Source organism: Candidatus Pseudoscillospira sp. SGI.172, from assembly GCF_050313575.1.
Taxonomy (GTDB): Bacteria; Bacillota; Clostridia; order Oscillospirales; family Oscillospiraceae; genus Vermiculatibacterium.
The window spans coordinates 12,672-32,688 of the sequence record NZ_JBNPLQ010000019.1; the positions used below are offsets into that span (position 1 = coordinate 12,672).

General features: G+C 63.6%; 19 protein-coding genes. All 19 read left to right on the plus strand.

All coding sequences use genetic code 11. The features are described 5' to 3' along the window. The first annotated feature begins 118 nt into the window (after window positions 1-118). Complete coding sequence (addA, locus tag ACQRD3_RS08530; protein ID WP_427780993.1) at window positions 119-3,682, plus strand: helicase-exonuclease AddAB subunit AddA; 3,564 nt, start codon at window positions 119-121, stop codon at window positions 3,680-3,682. A 145-nt stretch (window positions 3,683-3,827) separates the two neighbouring features. Continuing rightward, complete coding sequence (locus ACQRD3_RS08535; protein WP_080907570.1) at window positions 3,828-4,160, plus strand: helix-turn-helix transcriptional regulator; 333 nt, start codon at window positions 3,828-3,830, stop codon at window positions 4,158-4,160. 4 nt (window positions 4,161-4,164) lie between these two features. Further along, window positions 4,165-4,887: a permease prefix domain 1-containing protein gene (locus ACQRD3_RS08540; RefSeq protein ID WP_427780995.1), complete on the plus strand. Its 723-nt coding sequence runs from the start codon at window positions 4,165-4,167 to the stop codon at window positions 4,885-4,887. Continuing rightward, the gene (locus tag ACQRD3_RS08545; protein ID WP_427780997.1) at window positions 4,884-5,552 is read left to right on the plus strand and encodes a hypothetical protein; all 669 of its coding nucleotides are present in this window, start codon (window positions 4,884-4,886) and stop codon (window positions 5,550-5,552) included. Before ACQRD3_RS08540 ends, ACQRD3_RS08545 begins: the two co-directional genes overlap by 4 nt. Window positions 5,553-5,679: 127 nt before the next feature. After that, window positions 5,680-5,886 carry a 50S ribosomal protein L31 gene (gene rpmE / locus ACQRD3_RS08550; RefSeq protein ID WP_080907574.1) on the plus strand — a complete coding sequence of 69 codons (207 nt, stop codon included), beginning with the start codon at window positions 5,680-5,682 and terminating at the stop codon, window positions 5,884-5,886. Window positions 5,887-5,963: 77 nt separating this feature from the next. After that, window positions 5,964-6,464 (plus strand): flavin reductase family protein, encoded by a 501-nt coding sequence (locus ACQRD3_RS08555; protein WP_080907575.1) that lies wholly within the window; start codon window positions 5,964-5,966, stop codon window positions 6,462-6,464. Window positions 6,465-6,549: 85 nt separating this feature from the next. Beyond that, window positions 6,550-7,860, plus strand: coding sequence for a GTPase HflX (gene hflX / locus ACQRD3_RS08560; protein WP_427781000.1), 1,311 nt, complete (start codon window positions 6,550-6,552; stop codon window positions 7,858-7,860). Next, window positions 7,861-8,406, plus strand: a complete 546-nt coding sequence (locus ACQRD3_RS08565) for a GNAT family N-acetyltransferase (protein ID WP_080907577.1) — start codon at window positions 7,861-7,863, stop codon at window positions 8,404-8,406. 18 nt (window positions 8,407-8,424) lie between these two features. Next, window positions 8,425-9,060 carry a YigZ family protein gene (locus tag ACQRD3_RS08570; protein ID WP_080907578.1) on the plus strand — a complete coding sequence of 212 codons (636 nt, stop codon included), beginning with the start codon at window positions 8,425-8,427 and terminating at the stop codon, window positions 9,058-9,060. 88 nt (window positions 9,061-9,148) lie between these two features. After that, the gene (locus tag ACQRD3_RS08575; RefSeq protein WP_080907579.1) at window positions 9,149-10,153 is read left to right on the plus strand and encodes a deoxyguanosinetriphosphate triphosphohydrolase; all 1,005 of its coding nucleotides are present in this window, start codon (window positions 9,149-9,151) and stop codon (window positions 10,151-10,153) included. 101 nt (window positions 10,154-10,254) lie between these two features. Next, window positions 10,255-12,036 (plus strand): DNA primase, encoded by a 1,782-nt coding sequence (dnaG, locus tag ACQRD3_RS08580; protein ID WP_427781003.1) that lies wholly within the window; start codon window positions 10,255-10,257, stop codon window positions 12,034-12,036. Between the two features lie 107 nt (window positions 12,037-12,143). Continuing rightward, entirely contained in the window at window positions 12,144-13,379 is a 1,236-nt protein-coding gene (gene rpoD, locus ACQRD3_RS08585) for an RNA polymerase sigma factor RpoD (protein WP_427781035.1), read from the plus strand. Between the two features lie 125 nt (window positions 13,380-13,504). Continuing rightward, window positions 13,505-13,858 carry a BlaI/MecI/CopY family transcriptional regulator gene (locus ACQRD3_RS08590; protein WP_198933279.1) on the plus strand — a complete coding sequence of 118 codons (354 nt, stop codon included), beginning with the start codon at window positions 13,505-13,507 and terminating at the stop codon, window positions 13,856-13,858. 1 nt (window position 13,859) lies between these two features. Continuing rightward, window positions 13,860-15,863, plus strand: a complete 2,004-nt coding sequence (locus tag ACQRD3_RS08595; RefSeq protein WP_427781005.1) for a M56 family metallopeptidase — start codon at window positions 13,860-13,862, stop codon at window positions 15,861-15,863. After that, entirely contained in the window at window positions 15,856-16,416 is a 561-nt protein-coding gene (locus ACQRD3_RS08600; RefSeq protein WP_427781007.1) for a hypothetical protein, read from the plus strand. Before ACQRD3_RS08595 ends, ACQRD3_RS08600 begins: the two co-directional genes overlap by 8 nt. Before the next feature lie 365 nt (window positions 16,417-16,781). Then, window positions 16,782-17,024: a hypothetical protein gene (locus tag ACQRD3_RS08605; RefSeq protein ID WP_080907584.1), complete on the plus strand. Its 243-nt coding sequence runs from the start codon at window positions 16,782-16,784 to the stop codon at window positions 17,022-17,024. A 306-nt stretch (window positions 17,025-17,330) separates the two neighbouring features. After that, entirely contained in the window at window positions 17,331-17,837 is a 507-nt protein-coding gene (gene purE, locus ACQRD3_RS08610) for a 5-(carboxyamino)imidazole ribonucleotide mutase (protein WP_427781009.1), read from the plus strand. Window positions 17,838-17,855: 18 nt separating this feature from the next. Next, complete coding sequence (gene purC / locus ACQRD3_RS08615; protein ID WP_427781011.1) at window positions 17,856-18,566, plus strand: phosphoribosylaminoimidazolesuccinocarboxamide synthase; 711 nt, start codon at window positions 17,856-17,858, stop codon at window positions 18,564-18,566. A 1-nt stretch (window position 18,567) separates the two neighbouring features. Then, window positions 18,568-20,016 (plus strand): amidophosphoribosyltransferase, encoded by a 1,449-nt coding sequence (purF, locus tag ACQRD3_RS08620; RefSeq protein WP_080907587.1) that lies wholly within the window; start codon window positions 18,568-18,570, stop codon window positions 20,014-20,016. The last annotated feature ends 1 nt before the right edge of the window (window position 20,017 follow it).

Consider the following 20,017-nt stretch of genomic DNA (forward strand, 5'->3'; position numbering starts at 1 on the left):
ACGGACGCTCCGCGTCCCATACACGGAACAGGCGGGCACCCGGCAGACAAACCACATCCAGACACCAACCGCCCGAAGAGAACCGCGATCCGGTTCAGAAAAGGAGGGGAGATCCCCGATGGCCTTTCAACTGACTCCCGAACAGCGCGCCGCCGTGGAGGACCGCGGGGGCGGACTGCTGGTGTCCGCCGCCGCCGGGTCCGGTAAGACCCGGGTGCTGGTGGAGCGCCTGCTGGCCCGGGTGGAGGCCGGTGCGGACATCGACCGCTTCCTGGTCATCACCTACACCAAGGCCGCCGCCGCCGAGCTGCGGGGCCGGGTGGTCGCCGAGCTCTCCGACCGGCTGGCCGAGCGTCCGGGGGACGCCTTTCTCCGGCGGCAGTCCACCCTGGTCTACAAAGCGCAGATCTCCACCATCCACGCCTTCTGCGGCCAGCTTCTCCGGGAGGAGGGGCACCGGCTGGATCTGGATCCCGATTTCCGGCTCTGTGATGAAAACGAGGGCCTCATGCTCATGGAGGACGCCCTCAACGCCGTTCTGGATCGCCGCTATGAGACCATCGTGCCGGAGAGCGATTTTGCCCAGCTGGTGGATACCATGTCCGCCGGACGGGACGACAGCCGCCTCATGCAGATCGTGCTGGACATCCGGGGGCGGATCCAAAGCCACCCGGACCCCGAAGCGTGGCTGGATGAGCAGGAGCGGGCCTTTGCCATGGCGGGGGTGACCGACGCCGGGGACACCCCATGGGGAAGGCTGCTGCTGGCCGACGTCCGCCGTCAGGCCGATTACTGGGCGGGACGGATGGAGGAAGCCCTGGATCTGGCCCAAGAGGAGGAAAAGCTGTCCAAAGCCTACGGCCCCAGTCTGGAGGTCACTCTGGACGGCCTGCGGGAGCTGGCCGCCGCGGCGGAGCGGGGCTGGGACGAGGCGGCCGCCTGCGCCGGAGTGGAGTTTCCGCGTCTGGGCAGCTCCCGGGGCTGCGGGGATCCGGCGGCCCTGGAGCGGATCAAGACCCTCCGGGAGCAGTGCAAGAAGCGGATGGGGAAGCTGGGGGAGCTGTTTTTGGACGACAGCGCCGGGCTTTTGGAGGACATGCGGGCGGTCTGTCCCGCCATCCGGGGGCTCTTCGCCCTGGTGCGGGACTTTGAGGACGCCTACGCCGCCGAAAAAAGCCGCCGGGGGCTGCTGGATTTCTCCGACCTGGAGCACATGGCCGCCCGCCTGCTGAGCGGCGGAGACGGCGCCCCCACCGAACTGGCCCGGCGGTGGGGGGAGCGGTACGACGAGGTGATGGTGGACGAGTATCAGGACACCAACGCCGTCCAGAACGCCATCTTCACCGCTCTCACCGGCGGCGGGAAGAACCTCTTCATGGTAGGGGACGTCAAGCAGTCCATCTACCGTTTCCGCCTGGCCGACCCTACCATTTTTCTCGCCAAATACCGCGCCTACAAGCCGTGGAACGAGGCGGAAGAGGGGGAGCCCCGGCGGGTGGCGCTCTCCCGGAACTTCCGTTCCCGCCTCCAGGTGCTGGAGGGAGCCAACTACATTTTCCGCAGCGTGATGAGCGAGACCTTCGGCGAGATGGACTACACCGACGCCGAGGCCCTGATCCCGGGCGGGACCTTCCCGGAGGGGGAGCCGGGGAACTACGCGGTGGAGCTGGACGCGCTGGACTGCTCCGGGGGCGGGGACGAGGATGGGCCCCGCCCCCCGCGGGACCTGCTGGAGGCCCGGTTTGTGGCCGGACGGGTGCGGCAGCTTCTGGACGAGGGGTTCCCGGTCTCCGACGGGGAGGGGGGGCTGCGTCCGGTGAGGGGCGGCGACATCGTCATCCTTCTGCGCTCTCCGGGCACGGCGCTCCACCACTATGCCGCCGCGCTGGGGGAACAGGACATCCCCTGGGAGGCGGAGGGCGGCGGGGACTTCTTCGCCGCCACCGAGATCGAGGTGGCGCTGGCCCTGCTCCAGATCATCGACAACCCCCGGCAGGACGTACCCCTCATTGCCGCGCTGCGGTCGGCGGTGTACGCCTTTTCCGCCGATCGGCTGGCCCGGATCCGGGCCGCCGCGCCGGAGGAGGATTTCTACACCGCCCTCACCCGGGACGGGGGAGAGGACGCCGCCGCCTTTCTGCGGGAGCTGGAGGAGCTCCGCCGCCGGGCGGGGGATGAGAGCTGCTCCGATCTGCTCTGGCGGGTCTACGACCGGGCCAATCTGCTGGGGGTCTACGGAGCCATGGACGAGGGAGAGACCCGCCGGGGCAACCTCCTGATGCTGGCTCAGCTGGCCCGGGAGTTCGAGGCAGCGGGCCACCGGGGGCTGTTCGGCTTCCTGGCTTATCTCCAGCGGCTGCGGGAGAACGGAGGCAAGCTCACCCTCCCCGCCGCGGGGGGGAACGGGGGCGTGCGGATCATGAGCATCCACCGCTCCAAGGGCCTGGAGTTCCCGGTGGTGATTCTGGCCGGGCTGGCCCGGCAGCTGAACCGGCAGGATACCACCCGGCCCATCCTCTTCCATCCCCGGCTGGGGGTGGGGCCCAAACGGCTGGATCTGGAGCGGATGGTGGAATATCCCACGCTGGCCCGGCTGGCGGTGGCGCGGCAGATGGACTACGAGATGGCGGCGGAGGAGCTGCGGCTTTTGTATGTGGCCATGACCCGGGCCAAGGAGAAGCTGATCCTGAGCTGTGCCCTCACCGGCGGGCGGGGGGACGTGGACAAGCTGCTGCCCAGCGCCGGGACGCCTACGGAGCCGCAGGCCTTGCTCAACTGCGCCAGCCCCGCGCAGTGGGTGCTGCTGCCCGTGCTGGCCCGGCCGGAGGCGGGGGCGCTGCGGGGGGAGGGACTTTTGCCCCCCGCCGCTGCCGGAACGCGCTTCGGCCCGGCCTGGGATCTGCGGTGGGTGGACGGCGCTTCCCTGGCGGAAACGCCTGCCGGACGGATGGCCCGTAGGGAGGAGACGGCGCCAGAGGAAGGGGGGGCGGATCTGTCCGCCCGGTTTGCCTGGGTCTACCCTCATGCCGGAGATGTGGAGCTTCCCTCCAAGCTCACCGCCACCCAGCTCAAGGGGCGGGCGCTGGACGATGAGGCGGCGGAGGAGGCTCCCAGCCCCCCGCGCCCGCTTCGGTTCGAACGGCCCCGGTTTGCCGCCCGGCGGCTGGGCCTCACCCCCGCCCAGAAGGGAACCGCCCTCCATCTGGTGATGCAGTATATCGATTTCGGCCGCTGCGGCAGCACGGAGGCGGTGGCGGGAGAGATCGCCCGGCTGGTGGAGCGGCAGTTCCTCACCCCGGAGCAGGGAGAGGCGGTGGACCCGGCTTTGATCTACGCCTTTTTTGCTTCGGATCTGGGGCGGGAGGCGCTGGCCGCTCCCACGCTGCGCCGGGAGTTCAAGTTCTCCATCCTGGTTCCCGCCCGGCAGTATTTTTCCCGGGCGGGGGAGGGGGAGCAGGTGCTCCTCCAGGGCGTGGTGGACTGCTGCTTTGAGACGGGCGAGGGCCTGACGGTGGTGGATTTCAAGACCGACCGGGTCAGGGGCGGGGCGCTGGCCGCCCGGGCGGAGGAGTACCGCCCTCAGCTGGAGGCCTATGCCAGGGCGCTGGCGGAGATCACCGGGAAGCCGGTGGCCCGGCGGGTGCTGTGGTTTTTCTCCGAAAGGCGGGCTGTGGAAGTTTAGCGGAAAAATATGGGTTGAAATACCTCGGCTGTCTATGTATAGTATACATAGACAGCCGAGGTATTTTCGGAGGGCGAAAAACGGCCCGACGGAACGCAAAATCTCTGTGATCCACACGATCCGGTCACATAGAAGGAGGGCAATTATGAAAAAGAAGACCATTGACCACACTGAGCTGCTGGTACTGACGCTCCTGGCCGGAGAGGACATGTACGGCTACCAGATCATCACCGAGCTGGCGAGAAGGAGCGACCACACCTTCGACATGAAGGAGGGGACCCTCTATCCGGTGCTCCACGGCCTGTGGAAGGACGGACAGGTGGAGGCCTACGAGGCAGAGGCTCCCACGGGGCGGAAGCGGAAGTATTACCACCTCACAAAAAAAGGCCGGGAGGCGCTGAAGGCGGAGACGGAGGAGTGGAAGAGCTACGTCCACGGAGTGAACGCCGTCCTCTCCGCCTGTCCGGCACTGGGGTAAGGCTATGGAACGGGAAGAATTTTGCCGCCGGGTGATCTGGCAGATGAAGCGTGCCACTTTGCGGGAGCAGGATTGGGTCAAGGCGGAGCTGATGGGCCATCTGGAGGATCACGCAGACGCGCTGGAGCAGGCGGGCTACGACCCGGAAGAGGCCCGCTCCCGGGCGGTGGCGGCCATGGGGGAGCCGGAGGAGATCGGGCGGGCGCTCAATGCCCAGCTGTCTGTTTTTTGGCTGCTGCTATCCAGAATCAGCACCGTTTGCATCATGCTCCTCTGCCTGGGGCTGGTGGGATCTCTGAGTGCGGGGTATCGGGTTTTTCAAAATGTGCAGGCGAGGGTTGACCCGGGGAGCGGCCTTCACGGGCCCGGGGAGGGCTATGTCCGGCAGAAGGTGGATGTGCGGGGCGCGGCCGGGTCGGATATCCTGCGGGTCTATTGGGTCGATCTGTCTGAGGAAGAAGCACTTGCGGAGGTCCATTTCTGCATTTACGACGAAAATCCGTTTGGGCGTGCAGCGAATGGAACAGAAAATTCCATTCGGGCCCGGGCCCCGGATGGGACCTGGAACCGCTATGGCGGCGGGGGGCAGGGCAGCGATGGCGCGTGGTACTGGCGGCTGTCCGACATTCCGGTGGAGCCCGGACAAACCAGCCTCGCCCTGCGCTATGACCGCTTTGGAGAGCACATGCCCCTGACGATTCCATTGGAGTGGGAGGCGGCGGAGTGAACCGGAAAAAACGACATCCGACCCGCCGCCGGACGGCCTTGCGGCAGACGGCGGCGGCCATTGCGCTGCTTCTGCTGCTCGGGTTACTGAACGGCGGATCCATTCTGCCTGCGGGAGTTCTTCGATCCCAGGCCGACAGGCAGGGCTGCGGGGCTGTCCGCGTGGTGAAAACGGTGGGGCAGCTGCCTGTTGGACGGCGCTGCCGAAGGGTTTACCTCAGCGCCAATGAAAATGCGGTGATGATGAGCACGGCCGATCTTTCCGTGCCCTGGGGGTGGATGGGGGGAAGCGGCGCTGTGCTGGACTGCTCTGGAGAGGGGAGCCGGCTCCACACCGCCCTCTGGACGATTTCCCATGAGAAGGGGCGCTTTGCCTATTTCTTCGGCCGGGTGGACGACCCGGAAATTCAGGAGGTGAGCTTTGTTTACGGCTACCGGGATGCCGACGGCGATTTGATCCGCCATCCCCTGGGCACTTCCTCTCTCACGTCCCGCCGGGCTGATTGGGTGAGGTGGGGCGGCCGCGATTATTTTGTCATTCCATACGACTGCGATGACCGGTACATCAAGGAGAATCCGGGCTGGTTCTACCCCTGTGTGGATGGAGTGCCGGTGTCTGCTGCGACCACGGTGGACAGTTGGACCGGCACCAGTCTGGGGGATTAAAGAGCAGAGAAAAACCGAAAAACCACTTGCATTTTTGAAAAAACTGTGCTATCATATCAACTGCGTTTATAAGGCGTGGAGGTTTGCTGCGCCGCCTTACCCGGAACGAGAAAGAGGTGAAACAAACATGAAGGAAGGAATTCATCCCAACTACAAGCAGACGACCATCACCTGTGCCTGCGGCAACGTGATCGAGACTGGCTCCACCAAGGAGAACATCCGTGTCGAAGTCTGCTCCAAGTGTCACCCCTTCTTCACCGGCAAGCAGAAGATGGTGGACTCCGGTGGCCGTGTCAGCCGCTTCAACAAGAAGTTCGGCCTGGACAAGCAGTAATTTTGGGATCATTTTGGGCTCGTGCCGGTTACGGTACGGGCCCTTTTGCATATCATAGACTGGGAGGCGAATGTAATATGTTTCAAACAAGAGACCCGAAGGACTTAAGCGTCAACTTTTTTTCGCTGTTGAGCGACCGCTGGGGGCTGGTCACCGCCGCCGACGGGAAGGGCTGCAACCCCATGACCGTGAGCTGGGGCGGGGTGGGGGTGCTCTGGAACAAGCCGGTGGCCACCGTCTATCTCCGGCCCCAGCGCTACACCTACGGCCTGATGGAGCAAAATGAGTTTTATTCCCTCTCCTTTCTCCCTGCCGACCGCCATGATGTAGTGGCCCTGTGCGGGAGCAAAAGCGGGCGGGACACAGACAAGACGGCCGCCTGCGGTTTGACGGTGTGCCGGGACCAGAGCGCCCCCTATTTTGCGGAGGCCGAGCTGGTGCTGATCTGCCGGAAGCTCTACGCGCAGGATCTGAAGCCGGAGTGCTTTGTTGAGAAGGCCCTGGATGGGAAAAACTATCCCAATCACGACTACCACCGGATGTACATCGGGGAGATCGTGAGCGTACTGCAGAAATAAAGGTCCAGATCCGGGCGGGGCGTCCGGAGGAGGACGGAACGTTCTTTGGCCCTGTTCCGGGAGGAAAAGGGCGGATGGAGGCACTATGTTTGAAAAAACTTTAGACGAGAGCAAGATCAACCGGGCCGTGCTGGCGGGGCTCAACGCCCCCTGCCTGAGCCGGGAGGAGAACGCCGACGAGGGCTCTCTGGAGGAGCTGGAGGCGCTGCTGGAGACGGCGGGGGGACAGTGCGTGGGCACTGTCCTGCAAAACAAGACTACCCCCGATCCCCGGACCTTTTTGGGCGAGGGCAAGGTGGGGGAGGTCAAACAGCTTGTGGAGGCCGCGGGGGCCGACCTGGTGATCTTCGACAACGACCTCTCTCCCTCCCAGCAGAGGGCCCTCACCGAGGACTTGGGGGTCCAGGTGCTGGATCGCTCGGCCCTCATCCTGGACATCTTCGCCCAGCGGGCCCGCACCAGCGAGGGGCGGCTCCAGGTGGAGCTGGCCCAGTACAAATATCTGCTGCCCCGCCTCACCGGCATGTGGGGCCATCTGGTGCGGCAGAACGCGTCCGGCGGCAAGTCCCCCATCGGCACCCGCGGCCCCGGCGAGACCCAGCTGGAGACCGACCGGCGGCTCATCCGCGGCAAGATCACCAAGCTGGAGGGGGAGCTGCGGGAGGTCCGCCGGGTGCGGGCCACCCAGCGCCAGCGCCGGGAGAAAAACGAGGTGCCGGTGGTGGCCATCGTGGGCTACACCAACGCGGGCAAGTCCACCCTCCTGAACGCCCTCACCGGCTCGGACATCCCGGCTAACAACCGCCTTTTCGACACCCTGGACACCACTACCCGGACACTGGAGCTCTCCGACACCTGCACGGTGCTCGTCTCCGACACCGTGGGCTTTATCTCCAAGCTGCCCCACCACCTGGTGGAGGCATTCAAGGCCACACTGGAGGAGTTGGAGTACGCAGACCTGCTGCTCCACGTCATCGACGCCTCCAACCCGGGGTGGCGGGAGCAGGCCGAGGTGGTGGAGCGGCTCATCACCGAACTGGGCGCCTGGGAGACCCCCAGGGTGGATGTGTTCAACAAGGCCGACCTGCTGGACGGGGACATTCTGCCTCACGGGGAGGACATCGTCACCATCTCCGCCCGGACCGGACAGGGACTGGAGGAGCTGAAGGAAAAGCTGCGCAGCCGCCTGGATCTGGGGAACCACCGGGTGACGCTGGCCCTGCCCTATGACCAGGGCGGGCTGATGGACATGCTTTACCGGGAGGCCAGAGTGGAGCAGGTAGAGTACGGCGAGACCATCGACGTGGTGGCGGTGTGTACGCCCAAGGTGCTGGGCCGGGTGCGGGCGTATATCGCCGACGGCTGGACGCCCCCCAGAGAATTTTGGGAGGACTGAATGGAACGGCTGGAAACGGCCCGGCTGATCCTCCGCCCCTTTACGGCGGCGGACGCCGGGGATCTGTATGAATATGCCGCCGATCCCCGGGTGGGACCGGCGGCGGGGTGGCCCGCCCACAAGAGCCTGGAGGAGAGCCGGGAGATCATCCGCACGGTGTTTTCCGAACCCTGGGTCTACGCGCTGGAGGACCGGGGGACGGGAAAAGTTCTCGGTTCAGCGGGCTTTGTGAACCGCCACCCGGATGGGATCGATCCCGCCTGCCCCGACGACGAGATCGGCTATGCCCTGAACCCCGCTTTCTGGGGCCGGGGCCTGATGCCGGAGGCGGTGGAGGAGCTGCTCCGCTTCGGCTTTGAGGAGCGGGGGCTCTCCCGGATCTGGTGCGGGCACTACGAGGGAAACGAGAAGTCTAAGCGCGTGATCTGCAAGTGCGGTTTTTCCTACCGCTTTACAGAGCGGTCCTGGGTGGCGGCCATGGGGGAGTACCGGGTGGAACGCCACTATCTTCTCCGGCGGGAGGACTGGCGTACACAAATGAAATGAGAGAACGGGAGGTCCGGGATGACGGAATATCAGATCCCCACCGGGGCGGCGGAGACCGAGTTTACCGAAAAGCGCTCCCGGTTTATCGGCCATGTCTGGCCGGTGGAGACCGAAGCGGAGGCCCGCGCCTGCATTGAGGAGACGAAAAAACGCTATCATGACGCCCGGCACAACTGCTGGTGCTACCTTATCCGGGAGGGCGGCGTGATCCGCTATTCCGATGACGGGGAGCCTCAGGGGACGGCGGGCCAGCCCATGCTGGGGGTGTTCCAGAAGGAGGGGGTGGAGAACGTCTGCTGTGTGGTCACCCGCTACTTCGGCGGCGTGCTGCTGGGGGCCGGCGGGCTCACCCGGGCCTACGGCCGCTCTGCCAAGGACGCCCTGGACGCCGCCGGGATCTCGGTGGTGCGCCCCTGGACGATGGCGGAGGTGGACTGCCCGTATCCCCTCTTCGAGCGGGTGCGGCTGGAGATCCCCGCACTGGGGGGCGTGGAGGGGGAGCACGACTTTGGCTTTCTGGTCACGGTTCGGGCTTTGCTGCCCGAGGGTGCGGCCGAGCCCTTTGCCCGGCGGATGCAGGAGCTCTCCGCCGGGGGTGTTGCCCCCCGCATCGTGGGAGAACAGTGGAAAGCGGTGCCCCGACAGGACAGATAAAAAGAATTTAAAAACTTTTAACCGGAAAAAGAGGGTTTTTGACCTCCGCGTCGTATAACAATTATATCGAAACCGAGGAGGCGAGCGCATGACCATCCGGGAACAGCTGGAGGAACGGGAACGCAAGGACCTGTCACCCCTGGCCTGCCTGTCCGCTGAGTCCCGGGGGCGGATACGGCCTGTGGAGCCCTGCCCTATGCGGACCTGCTTTCAGCGGGACACCGACCGGATCGTCCACTCCAAAGCGTTTCGACGGCTCAAGCACAAGACCCAGGTTTTCCTCCAGCCGGAGGGGGACCATTACCGCACCCGTATGACCCACACGCTGGAGGTGGCCCGGGTGGCCCGGACCATTGCCCGGGGCCTGGGACTCAACGAGGATCTCACAGAGGCCGCCGCCCTGGGGCACGATTTGGGGCACACACCCTTCGGTCACGCGGGGGAGAGGCTTTTGAACGAGATCATGCCCGGTGGCTTCCGTCACAACGAACAGTCCCTCCGGGTGGTGGACCGGCTGGAGAACGATGGCGCGGGGCTCAACCTGACCTATGAAGTCCGCCGGGGCATCCTCTGCCACTCCGGGCCGGAGGCCGCCGAGACCCTGGAGGGCCAGGCGGTCCGCATCGCCGACAAGATCGCCTATTTGAGCGCCGACATCGACGACGCGCTCCGGGGCGGCATCATCTATCCGCTGGACATCCCGGCCCATGTGGCGCAGGAGCTGGGGAACACGCACTCCGAACGCATCAACACCCTGGTGATGGACATCATCCGTACCAGCCGCGGCCAGGGGAAGATCCGGCAGTCTGAGGCGAAGGGGCGGGCCATGAGCGATCTGCGGGCGTTTATGTTCGAGTCGGTCTACCGAAACCCTGTGGCCAAGGGGGAAGAGGGAAAGGCGCAGGAGATGATCCGACGGCTGTTCGAGTACTACCTGTCGGATCTGGATCAGCTGCCTCCGGAGTTTCAGGAGATCCGGGTGGCGGAGGGGAAAGAGCGTGCCGTCTGTGACTACATCGCGGGAATGACCGACGCATTCGCGGTGGAGCGCTATCTGGATCTGTTCATCCCCAAGTCCTGGTCGGTCAAATAGGCGTACATAGAATTTTTGGGCCCCCATGGGGCCATACTTCCTCCTGTCAATGGTATAACCTTGTCATAGTTTGGCAATCATAGCGGAAAGGAGGAGGGAATGTGCCCATTCCAGAGCGATTTATCGACGAGCTGGTAGCGCGCAGCGAGTTGTCCGGCGTAGTGGGCGAATATGTCCACCTGACGCCCAAGGGGGGCAGCCTGTGGGGCTGCTGTCCCTTCCACAACGAAAAGACCCCCTCCTTCCACGTGGTGCCGGAGAAGCAGATCTACCACTGCTTTGGCTGCGGCAAAGGGGGAGGCGTCATCTCCTTTGTCATGGAGATGGAGCATGTATCCTTTACCGATGCCGTACGGCTGCTGGCCAAGCGGGCGGGGATGGAGGTCCCTGATGCCGCCGGAGATGAGGCCGGGCGGAAGAAGTTCCGCCGGGTGCTGGAGGCCAACCGGGAGGCCGCCCGATTCTATCATGACTATTTGAAGCGCCCCGGGGGCCAAGCTGTCCGGGACTATATCGCCCACCGGCGGATCGGGACGAAGTTTGCCACCCGGTTCGGTCTGGGGGCCGCTCCCGACGAGTGGGACGTTCTCACCCGGGCGCTGACGGAGAAGGGCTTTTCCAAGATGGAGCTTATCGACGCCGGGCTGGCGGTGGCGGGAAAGAACGGGGGCATCTACGACAAGTTCCGATCCCGGCTGATGCTCCCCGTCATCGATGTGCGGGGGGATGTGGTGGGGTTTACCAGCCGTCTGCTTCCGGGATTGGAGGGGGCTAAGTACCTCAACAGTCCGGACACGGTGGCTTTCAAAAAGAGCCGTCTTATCTACGCGCTCAACTTCGCCAAGAACACCAAGCGGCCCAACCTGGTTTTGGTGGAGGGCAACATCGATGTCATCACCCTCCACCAGGCGGGATTTGACAACGTGGTGGCCACCATGGGCACCGCCCTCACCGAAGAGCACGCCCGCATCCTCTCCCGGTACACGAAGGAGCTGGTGCTCTGCTACGACAACGATGCGGCCGGGAAGAAGTCCACCGACCGGGTGCTGGGCATCCTGAAAAACACGAACCTGGCGGTTCGGGTGCTCCAGCTCCCCAACGCCTATGACGCCGACGGGAAACCCCTCAAGCAGGACCCGGACGACTTTGTGAAGAAATTCGGCCCCGCTGCCTTTGAGAAGTGCCTCAACGGAAGCGCGGGCCAGAACGACTACCGGCTGGACACCCTGCTTCAGGGGGCCGACCTCTCCGGCGACGAGGGGCGGATGGCGTTCCTGCGGTCGGCGGTGGAGACCGTGGGGGCGCTGGCCAGCCCCATCGAGCGGGAAATTTACGGCAACAAGGCGGCGGCCGCTGCCGGGATCTCCGGCGCCGCCTTCGCCCAGGAGGTGGAGCGGTGGCGGAAGGGACAGGTGAGGCAGGCCCGCAGGAAAGAACAACGCCGGGATCTCACCCCTGCCACGTTTCTCCAGCCCCGGAGCCGGGAACTCAGATACGAGAACCTCCGTTCCGCCCGGGCGGAGGAGGGGATCCTTCGGTTGGTCCTGCTGGACCCTGCCCTCTTTGCCGCGGCCCGGATCGAGCCGGAGGGATTTTCCTCCCCCGTGCTGGGAAAGGCCTTTGGCCTGCTGCGCCAGCGGCATGAGAAGGGGCTGAGCGTCCAGCTGGCTGCGCTGGCGGGAGATCTGACCGGCGAGGAGATGAGCCATCTGACTCAGGTGGTGACCCAGCCGGAATCCCTGGCCAACGGACGGAAAGCCATGAACGACTACATACAGACCATCGAGACCGAAGCGATTGAGCGCAGAGCCCCCCAGAGTGGAGAAGCACTGCTGGCCCTTCGGGCCAAACAAAGAGAAAAAACAATGGAGGATGGACAATGAGCGAGAAGAAGACCGCCGGCAAGGCCGCCGACAAGCGCGTTAAGGGGAAGGATCAGGAATCTCTCACCCTCTCCGTCGAGCAGATGGAGGCCGGAAAGGCGGAGCTGATGCGCCTTCTGGAGGGTGTCCCCGGTGCGGAAAAGGTGGCCGACCTGCTGGACAAGGGCAAAAAGAAGGGAAAGCTGTCCGCCTCCGAGATGATGGAAGTCCTGGATGAGCTCAACCTGGAGAGCGATCAGATGGACAAGATCTACGACGTCATGGAGAACCTGGGAATTGACGCCGCTGGGGACGAGGAGGATCTGCCCGACCTGGACGATCTGGAGAGCCTGGCCGACGTGGATCTGGTGCCGCCTGCCGAGGAGATCGTGGAGATCGAGGAGACTGCCGAGGAGGAGACTGTGGATCCCAGCAGTCTGGCCGATGCCTTCGGCATCGATGATCCGGTGCGGATGTACCTCAAGGAGATCGGCAAGGTGGACCTGCTCAGCGGGGACGAGGAGGTCGTGCTGGCGCAGGATATGGGCCTGGGCGCGGAAGCAGCCGCCGCACTGAAGGAGGCGGGAGACGACCTGCCCCCCGAGACCCGGAACGAGCTGGAGAGAGCGGTGAAGAAGGGCGAGCGGGCCAAGCAGCGCCTGGCCGAGGCCAACCTTCGTCTGGTGGTCTCCATCGCCAAGCGGTATGTTGGCCGGGGGATGCTTTTCCTCGACCTGATCCAGGAGGGCAACCTGGGTCTCATCAAGGCCGTGGAGAAGTTCGACTATACCAAGGGCTACAAATTCTCCACCTATGCCACCTGGTGGATCCGGCAGGCCATCACCCGCGCCATTGCCGACCAGGCCCGCACCATCCGCATCCCCGTGCATATGGTGGAGACCATCAACAAGGTCATCCGGGTCTCCCGCCAGCTCCTGCAGGAGCTGGGCCACGATCCTACCCCCGAGGAGATCGCCGAGGAGATGGGGATGCCGGTGGACAAGGTGCGGGAGATCCTGAAGATCGCCCAGGAGCCCGTGAGCCTTGAGACCCCCATCGGAGAAGAGGAGGACAGCCACCTGGGCGACTTCATCCCAGACGAGGATGCCTCCGAACCGGCCGAGGCCGCCAGCTACACCCTTTTGAAGGAACAGCTCATCGATGTGCTGGACACCCTCACCCCACGGGAGGAGAAGGTGCTCAAGCTGCGCTTCGGCCTGGAGGATGGCCGAACCCGCACGCTGGAAGAGGTGGGCAAGGAGTTCAACGTCACCCGGGAGCGGATCCGCCAGATCGAGGCCAAGGCGCTGCGGAAGCTCCGTCACCCCAGCCGGAGCAAGAAACTCAAGGACTTTTTGAACTGAGAACACAAGGAGGGCCCCGGAGAGCAGACGCTCTCCGGGGCCCTCCTTGTGATTGAGCTTGACAAAGCCTTCCTACAAGTGTAAGATTTTGATACTACATATGTAGGAGCTGATTTTTTTTGAAAATGACGGAGAGCGAGTGGGCCGTGCTGGAGGTCCTGTGGACCGGGGAGGCGTTTGCCCTGGGCGAGGTGGCCCGACAGCTGGAACCTGTGACGGGCTGGAGCCGGAACACGGTGTTTACCTATTTGAGCCGGATGGAGAAGAAGGGGCTTGTCTCCATCGACCGGACCCGGGAGAAGCCCTACTCCGCGGCGGTGGATCGGGAGGACTGCGCGCGGGAGGAGCGGGGCGAACTGCTCAGCCGGGTGTATGGGGGGGCTGCCGGTGATCTGGTGGCGGCCTTTTTGAAGGAGACCGTCATCTCCCGGGAAGAGCGGGAGCGCCTGCGGGGGCTGCTGGACGACATGGAGGTCTGACATGAGGAGCCTCTGGGGATTTCTGGTGCAGACCTTGACCGTGTCGCTGGTGGCGGCACTTTTGCTGGTGGTGAAGGAGCTGCTGGCGGATAAGCTCTCCCCTCGCTGGCAGTATGGGATCTGGGGCGTGCTCGCGCTGCGGATCCTGATGCCGGTGTCCATGTCCCGGCATGTGCTTCTTCCGGTCCCGCTCTGGGTGGAGACATGGAAGGGGGCGGTGGAACGTACGATGGACTCCGCCTATGCCGAAGTGTACCGGGCAACCTCCGTCCAAGGGCCGGTGCCCCTCCTGGAAGGCGGCCCCCGGAGCATCACCGACTGGCTGTTTGTGATATATGCCGCGGGCGTGGCGGCAGTGCTGCTGTGGTATGCGGTATCTTATCTCCGGCTGAAGCGGATCCTGCGCCGTGGGCGTCCGGCTTCGGAGGAGACGCGGAAACGCATCCAGTCTGTCTGTACCGCATGTTCTTTGCGCGCCTGCCGCACTGTGGCGGTGCCGGGCCTGCCCTCCGCCTTTGTGTGCGGGGTGTTTCACCCCGTACTGGCGTTGCCCGCGGACACCGAGACCGACGACAAAGTGCTGCTCCATGAGCTGCTGCATTTTCAGCATCGGGATGCCCTGCAAAGTGTATTCTGGTGTGTCCTGCGGGCGCTTCATTGGTGCAACCCCTTTTTGCAGGCGGTGTTTGACCGCATCGGCAACGACATGGAGTCCCTTTGTGACCAGCGGGTGCTGGAGCGGTTGGAGGGCGAGGAGCGCCGGGAATACGGCGGCATTTTGCTGGAGATGGCCAATGACCGCTACCCCAGGGTGCCCGGAACCACCTCGGTTTCCAACGGCGGGAAGAATATTGCCCGCCGGATCACGGCAATCGTGCGGTTTAAGAAGTATCCGAAGGGAATGGGGCTGGTGTCGCTGTGCATCGCCTTCGTTTTGGCGGTCCCAGTGCTGGCGGGGACCGCGGAAAGCTATGAGGGAGGTCTCTATCGCCCCCGCGATACGGGATTGAAATTCACGCAGGCAATGGCTCTGGCCCGTATCCGGCGGTGCACCACCGTGGCCGGAGCGCTGGACACCTATACCAAGGGACTGATGTATGAAAACGGCATTTATATTGCCACGGCGTCGCCGCTGGGCAGGCATGAGGAGATCGAAGCGGAGATTCGAAAGAATGTGGAAACGGAAAACTGGGTGGCCTACCATCTGGACGCGGGGGATGAACTGGAATATTTATCCCGGGACAACGGATACCAGGTCTGCAATCTGGATTTGCAGGACGACGGCAGCTATAAAGCGCTGATCGTGTTCTATGCGACCGCGTTTTTGAATCCGGACGGTGAGGGCCGGTGGTGTGATAAAGACGGAAATGCCTATGCCGGCTGTGTCGCCGTTCCCGTCATCATTCGCCGGGAGAACGGCTGGGTGGTGGAGGAGCGCGGGTTACGGCAGCGTTTCCCCGGCATAGACGCCTCCGCGCTGCTGTATGCGGAAGAGCCCTCCGCTATCTTGAGAAAATATCGTGCAAATGGGGAAAGGGGGAGCGTGGAGGTGTGCGTCAGTACATGCTATACCGTTGATAATACCGTGGAGGGCGGCGACTGGGGCCTGTTCGGATCGTCCCCTTTTGATGAGACGCCAAAGCCAAACGCCGCGTTTGACCACTGTACAGAACACAGATACACAACATATGCCTTTGGCGGAAGTTTGCAGCAGCGGAAAAAACTGACGTATGCCGCCATGGAGTCCAGTCCTCTGGATTCACTGGGTGATGAGCCGGTGTTTACGGGAAAAGCCAACGTGGGAGACAGCGGCTGGAGCAGAAGCGGCGGGAGCTCCGGCTGCGGCAGAGTGGTAACACCGGACTGGGATGGGACGCTCACCGACGGCAGCGGCGGCACGGCGGAAATGAGGGATGGTCTGGCCCGGCTTCCGGCGGGCTATGCCGTGCGGCTCTATTGGAACGGTAAAGCGGTGGAAGATTTTATTCTTGAGGAGATTGGCTGAGATGGGGCGGGAGGAACTGGCGGGCGCCGTGAAGCGGATCGCCTGGGGCTATGTGCTGCTCCATGTCAACGTCAATCTCGGCAGCCTGAACATCCTGCCAAACTGGCTGGGCTATCTCCTGATCCTGGGGGTGCTCCCCATGCTTGGAGAAAGAGAGCCCTCCGCTCTGCTTCTGCGCCCGCTGGGGATCTTGCTGGTGCTCTGGGAGGGGGTGCTCTGGGCCCTGACCTTGTTTGGCATCCCTTTCGACAGCATCACATTGAGCATCATTGCCGCAGCGGTGGGACTGTACTTCCACTTTCAGCTGCTGACCAACCTGGCGGAGATTGCCGGACGGTACGGCTGTCCGGAACAGCGAAAAATTTTGTGCCTTCGCACGGTGCGGACCCTCCTGGTTACAGGACTCTCTCTGCCGGTGCCCTGGGCGCGTTATGCGGGACTGACCCTGGGTGCGGCCGTGGTCAATCTGGCAGCGGCGCTTTGGATCTGTTCTCTGCTGTTTTCCCTGCGGAGCTCTCTGGAGGGAGCCGGGAGGCTCGCCGGAACGGAATGAGGGAAAAAGAGTCTGAGAAATGTATCCCAGGCTCTTTCTCTGTACAAAAAATGCATTAAAAATGAAGAAAGACAAGTTAACTGATACGATATTGACGTTTTGGCGCACTGTGTACAAAACAGATACAATACTATTTGAGACCCCCGAAAATTCTTGAATTTAGAAGTAAAAGGGACAAATCCGGCGGGGAGAAAAGAATTTCATGACAAGAGAACAGGCGGTGGCGGTGGGAAAAGAACTGCTGCCCCATACGCTGACGTTTTGGGGGATCCTGGTTTTTGTGGCGGCCTACACCGTGCTTTTCGGCGGGGGAGAGGCCCTGGCCGCCGTTTCTCCGGTGATCGGGCTGTGCATGCCCGCCGCAAATGGACCTGGGCATGGAGCGGCGTTCCACCGCCGGAACGCGGCTTCTTCTCTTTGCCGGGATGAGGGTTTTGGCACCGCTTTCCCTCCGGAATCCCTGGCCGGGGATCGTGGTGAATGCCGCCGTGGCGGGCGGGATCCTTCTGCTCACCGGGGAGCTGTTGGAGCGGCGCACAGAAGCTGTTTCTCCGCTGGAGCGGGCGGCGGACGGGAACGGACAGGATGGCCCCTCCGCCGAAATGTAAAAAAGAAGTCAAAATTTAATGGCACACCTTGTCGGAATCTCTGAAAATGGAGAAAACGGGGTTTTTCCGTTGCAATCCGGAGGGAAGTCCGATATAGTAAAAAGGAATTAAAACGAAACTTTTGAAGGGGAGGCGAGGGCATGACCGGCAGTCAGTTCTGGCGCGGCAGCGTGGCTGTCACCGGAGTTCCTGCCTGCTGTGCAGGGGCGGAGTCTGCCCATCTGAGCCGAATCTTCAAACGAGTGAAAAGGACATGACGCACTTGCGTCATGTCCTTTTTCTGTTATTTGGAACGGGAGGAACAGCATGAAAAAAGTCGCCATCATCATGGGCAGCGACAGCGATTGGCCGGTGGTCAAAGCTGCGGCCCAGCAGCTCAGGGCCTGGGAGATCCCCTTCGAGGCCCACATTCTAAGCGCCCATCGCACCCCGGAGGCCGCGGGAGAATTTGCCCGCACTGCCCGGGGGAATGGTTTCGGCGTCATCATCGCCGCCGCGGGAATGGCCGCCCACCTGGCGGGCGTGCTGGCCGGGAACACCACACTGCCCGTCATCGGGATCCCCATGAAGGGGGGCGCGGCCGACGGGCTGGACGCCCTGCTGGCCACGGTGCAGATGCCCTCCGGGGTGCCGGTGGCCACGGTGGCCATCAACGGAGCCAAAAACGCCGCCGTCCTGGCCGCCCAGATCCTCGCCGTGAATGAGGAGGGATTGGCCGCACGCCTCACGGAGGCCAAGGCCGAGATGAAGGCCCAGATCGAGCAAAAAGACGCCAAGCTCCAGGAAGAGCTGGAAGCCATTTCCAACAATTAAAAAAGGAGATAGAGGAACATGGAGAAGAGAGAGCTGCTTTACGAGGGAAAGGCCAAGAAGGTCTACGCCACCGACGACGCCAACCTGATCATCGTGGACTACAAGGACGACGCCACCGCCGGAAACGGCTCGAAAAGGGGCACGATCCGGGGGAAAGGTGTCGTGAACAATAAGGTCACCAACTCTCTCATGCAGATGCTGGAGAAGGAAGGAGTCCCCACCCACTTCGTTCAGCAGCTTTCCGACCGGGAGACTGTGGTGAAGAAGGTTTCCATCGTGCCCTTGGAGGTCATCGTGCGCAACGTGGCCGCCGGCAGCTTCACCGCCCGGCTGGGCGTGAAGGAGGGCACCCGTTTTGCCCAGCCCACCCTGGAATACAGCTATAAGGACGACGCCCTGGGCGATCCCCTCATCAATCACTCCCACGCCCTGGCGCTGGGGGCCGCCACCGCTGAAGAGCTGGCCACCATCGACCGCTACGCCCTCAAGATCAACGAGGTGCTGAAAAACTACCTCAAGGGTTATAACATCGACCTCATCGACTTCAAGCTGGAGTTTGGCCGCCTGCCTGACGGCACCATCGTTCTGGCCGACGAGATCAGCCCCGACACCTGTCGGTTCTGGGACGCCGCCACCGGCGCCCACCTGGACAAGGATCTGTTCCGCCGGGATCTGGGCGGCGAAGTGGAGGCCTATCAGGAAGTGATGAAGCGCCTTCTGGGGGAATAAGATGGAGCCGATCTGGGACAAGCTCCACGAGGAGTGCGGCGTTCTCGGCATCTATGACGCCGGGGACATCGAGGACATCATCTCCGACACCTATTACGGCCTCTATGCCCTCCAGCACCGGGGGCAGGAGAGCTGCGGCGTGGCGGTCAACGACGACGGCGTCATCCAGCTCCACAAGGACGTGGGGTTGGTCAGCGAGGTCTTTGCCCGGGATGTGCTGGAGCGTCTGCCCCGGGGGAAAATGACGGTCGGCCACTGCCGCTACGCCACCACCGGAACCCGTAACGCCGCCAACGCCCAGCCTCTGGTGGTGCGGCATGTAAAGGGCTCCATGGCGCTGGCCCACAACGGAAACCTCACCAACGCAGCCCGGCTTCGCCGGGACTACGAGCTCCAGGGTGCCATCTTCCACTCCACCAGCGACACCGAGGTCATCGCCTACACCATCACCCGCCAGCGGCTCCGGACCCCCTCCATTCAGGAGGCGGTGGTGGCCGCCATGTCCGAACTTCAGGGGGCCTATTCCCTGGTCATCATGTCTCCCCGCAAGCTCATTGCAGCCCGGGACCCCATGGGGTTCCGGCCCCTGTGTATGGGCCGTCTGGGGGAGAGCGTGGTGTTCGCCAGCGAAAGCTGCGCCCTGGACGCCATCGGAGCCCATTTTGTCCGGGACATCGACCCGGGGGAGGTGGTCGTGGTCTCCGACGGCGGGAGCGTGGAGTCCATCCGCACCCATTGTCAGGGGGCGAAGCGCTCCTTCTGCGTGTTTGAGTACATCTACTTTGCCCGGCCCGATTCGGTGATCGACGGCTCCGCCGTCCACACTGCCCGCCAGCGCGCGGGGGCCCTGCTGGCCCTCAGCCACCCGGCACAGGCCGACGTGGTGGTTGGCGTTCCCGACTCCGGACTGGACGCCGCCCTGGGCTACGCTCAGCAGAGCGGCATCCCCTACGGCATCGGCTTTTTGAAGAATAAGTACATCGGCCGCACCTTTATTGCGCCCAACCAGAAGCAGCGGGAAAACGACGTGCGGATCAAGCTGAACCCCATCGCCGCCACCGTCCGGGGCAAGCGGGTTGTGCTGGTGGACGACTCCATCGTCCGGGGGACCACCAGCCTGAAGATCGTCCGGCTGCTGCGGGAAGCGGGGGCCGCCGAGGTCCACATGCGCCTGTCTGCGCCTCCCTTCCGCTATCCCTGTTACTTCGGCACGGATATCGACTCCAGCGAAAACCTCATCGCCTTCAAACACTCGGTGGAGGAGATCGCGGAGATGATCGGCGTGGATTCTCTGGGCTATCTGCCGGTGGAGGACCTGCCCAGGCTCCCGGAGGGGGGCTGCACCGGACTGTGCGATGCCTGCTTTACCGGCGTCTATCCCGTGGAGCCGCCCCAGCCCGGGGCCAAGAGCCGATTCGAGACCAAGTTTTCCGAAAATACCGGAGATTGAG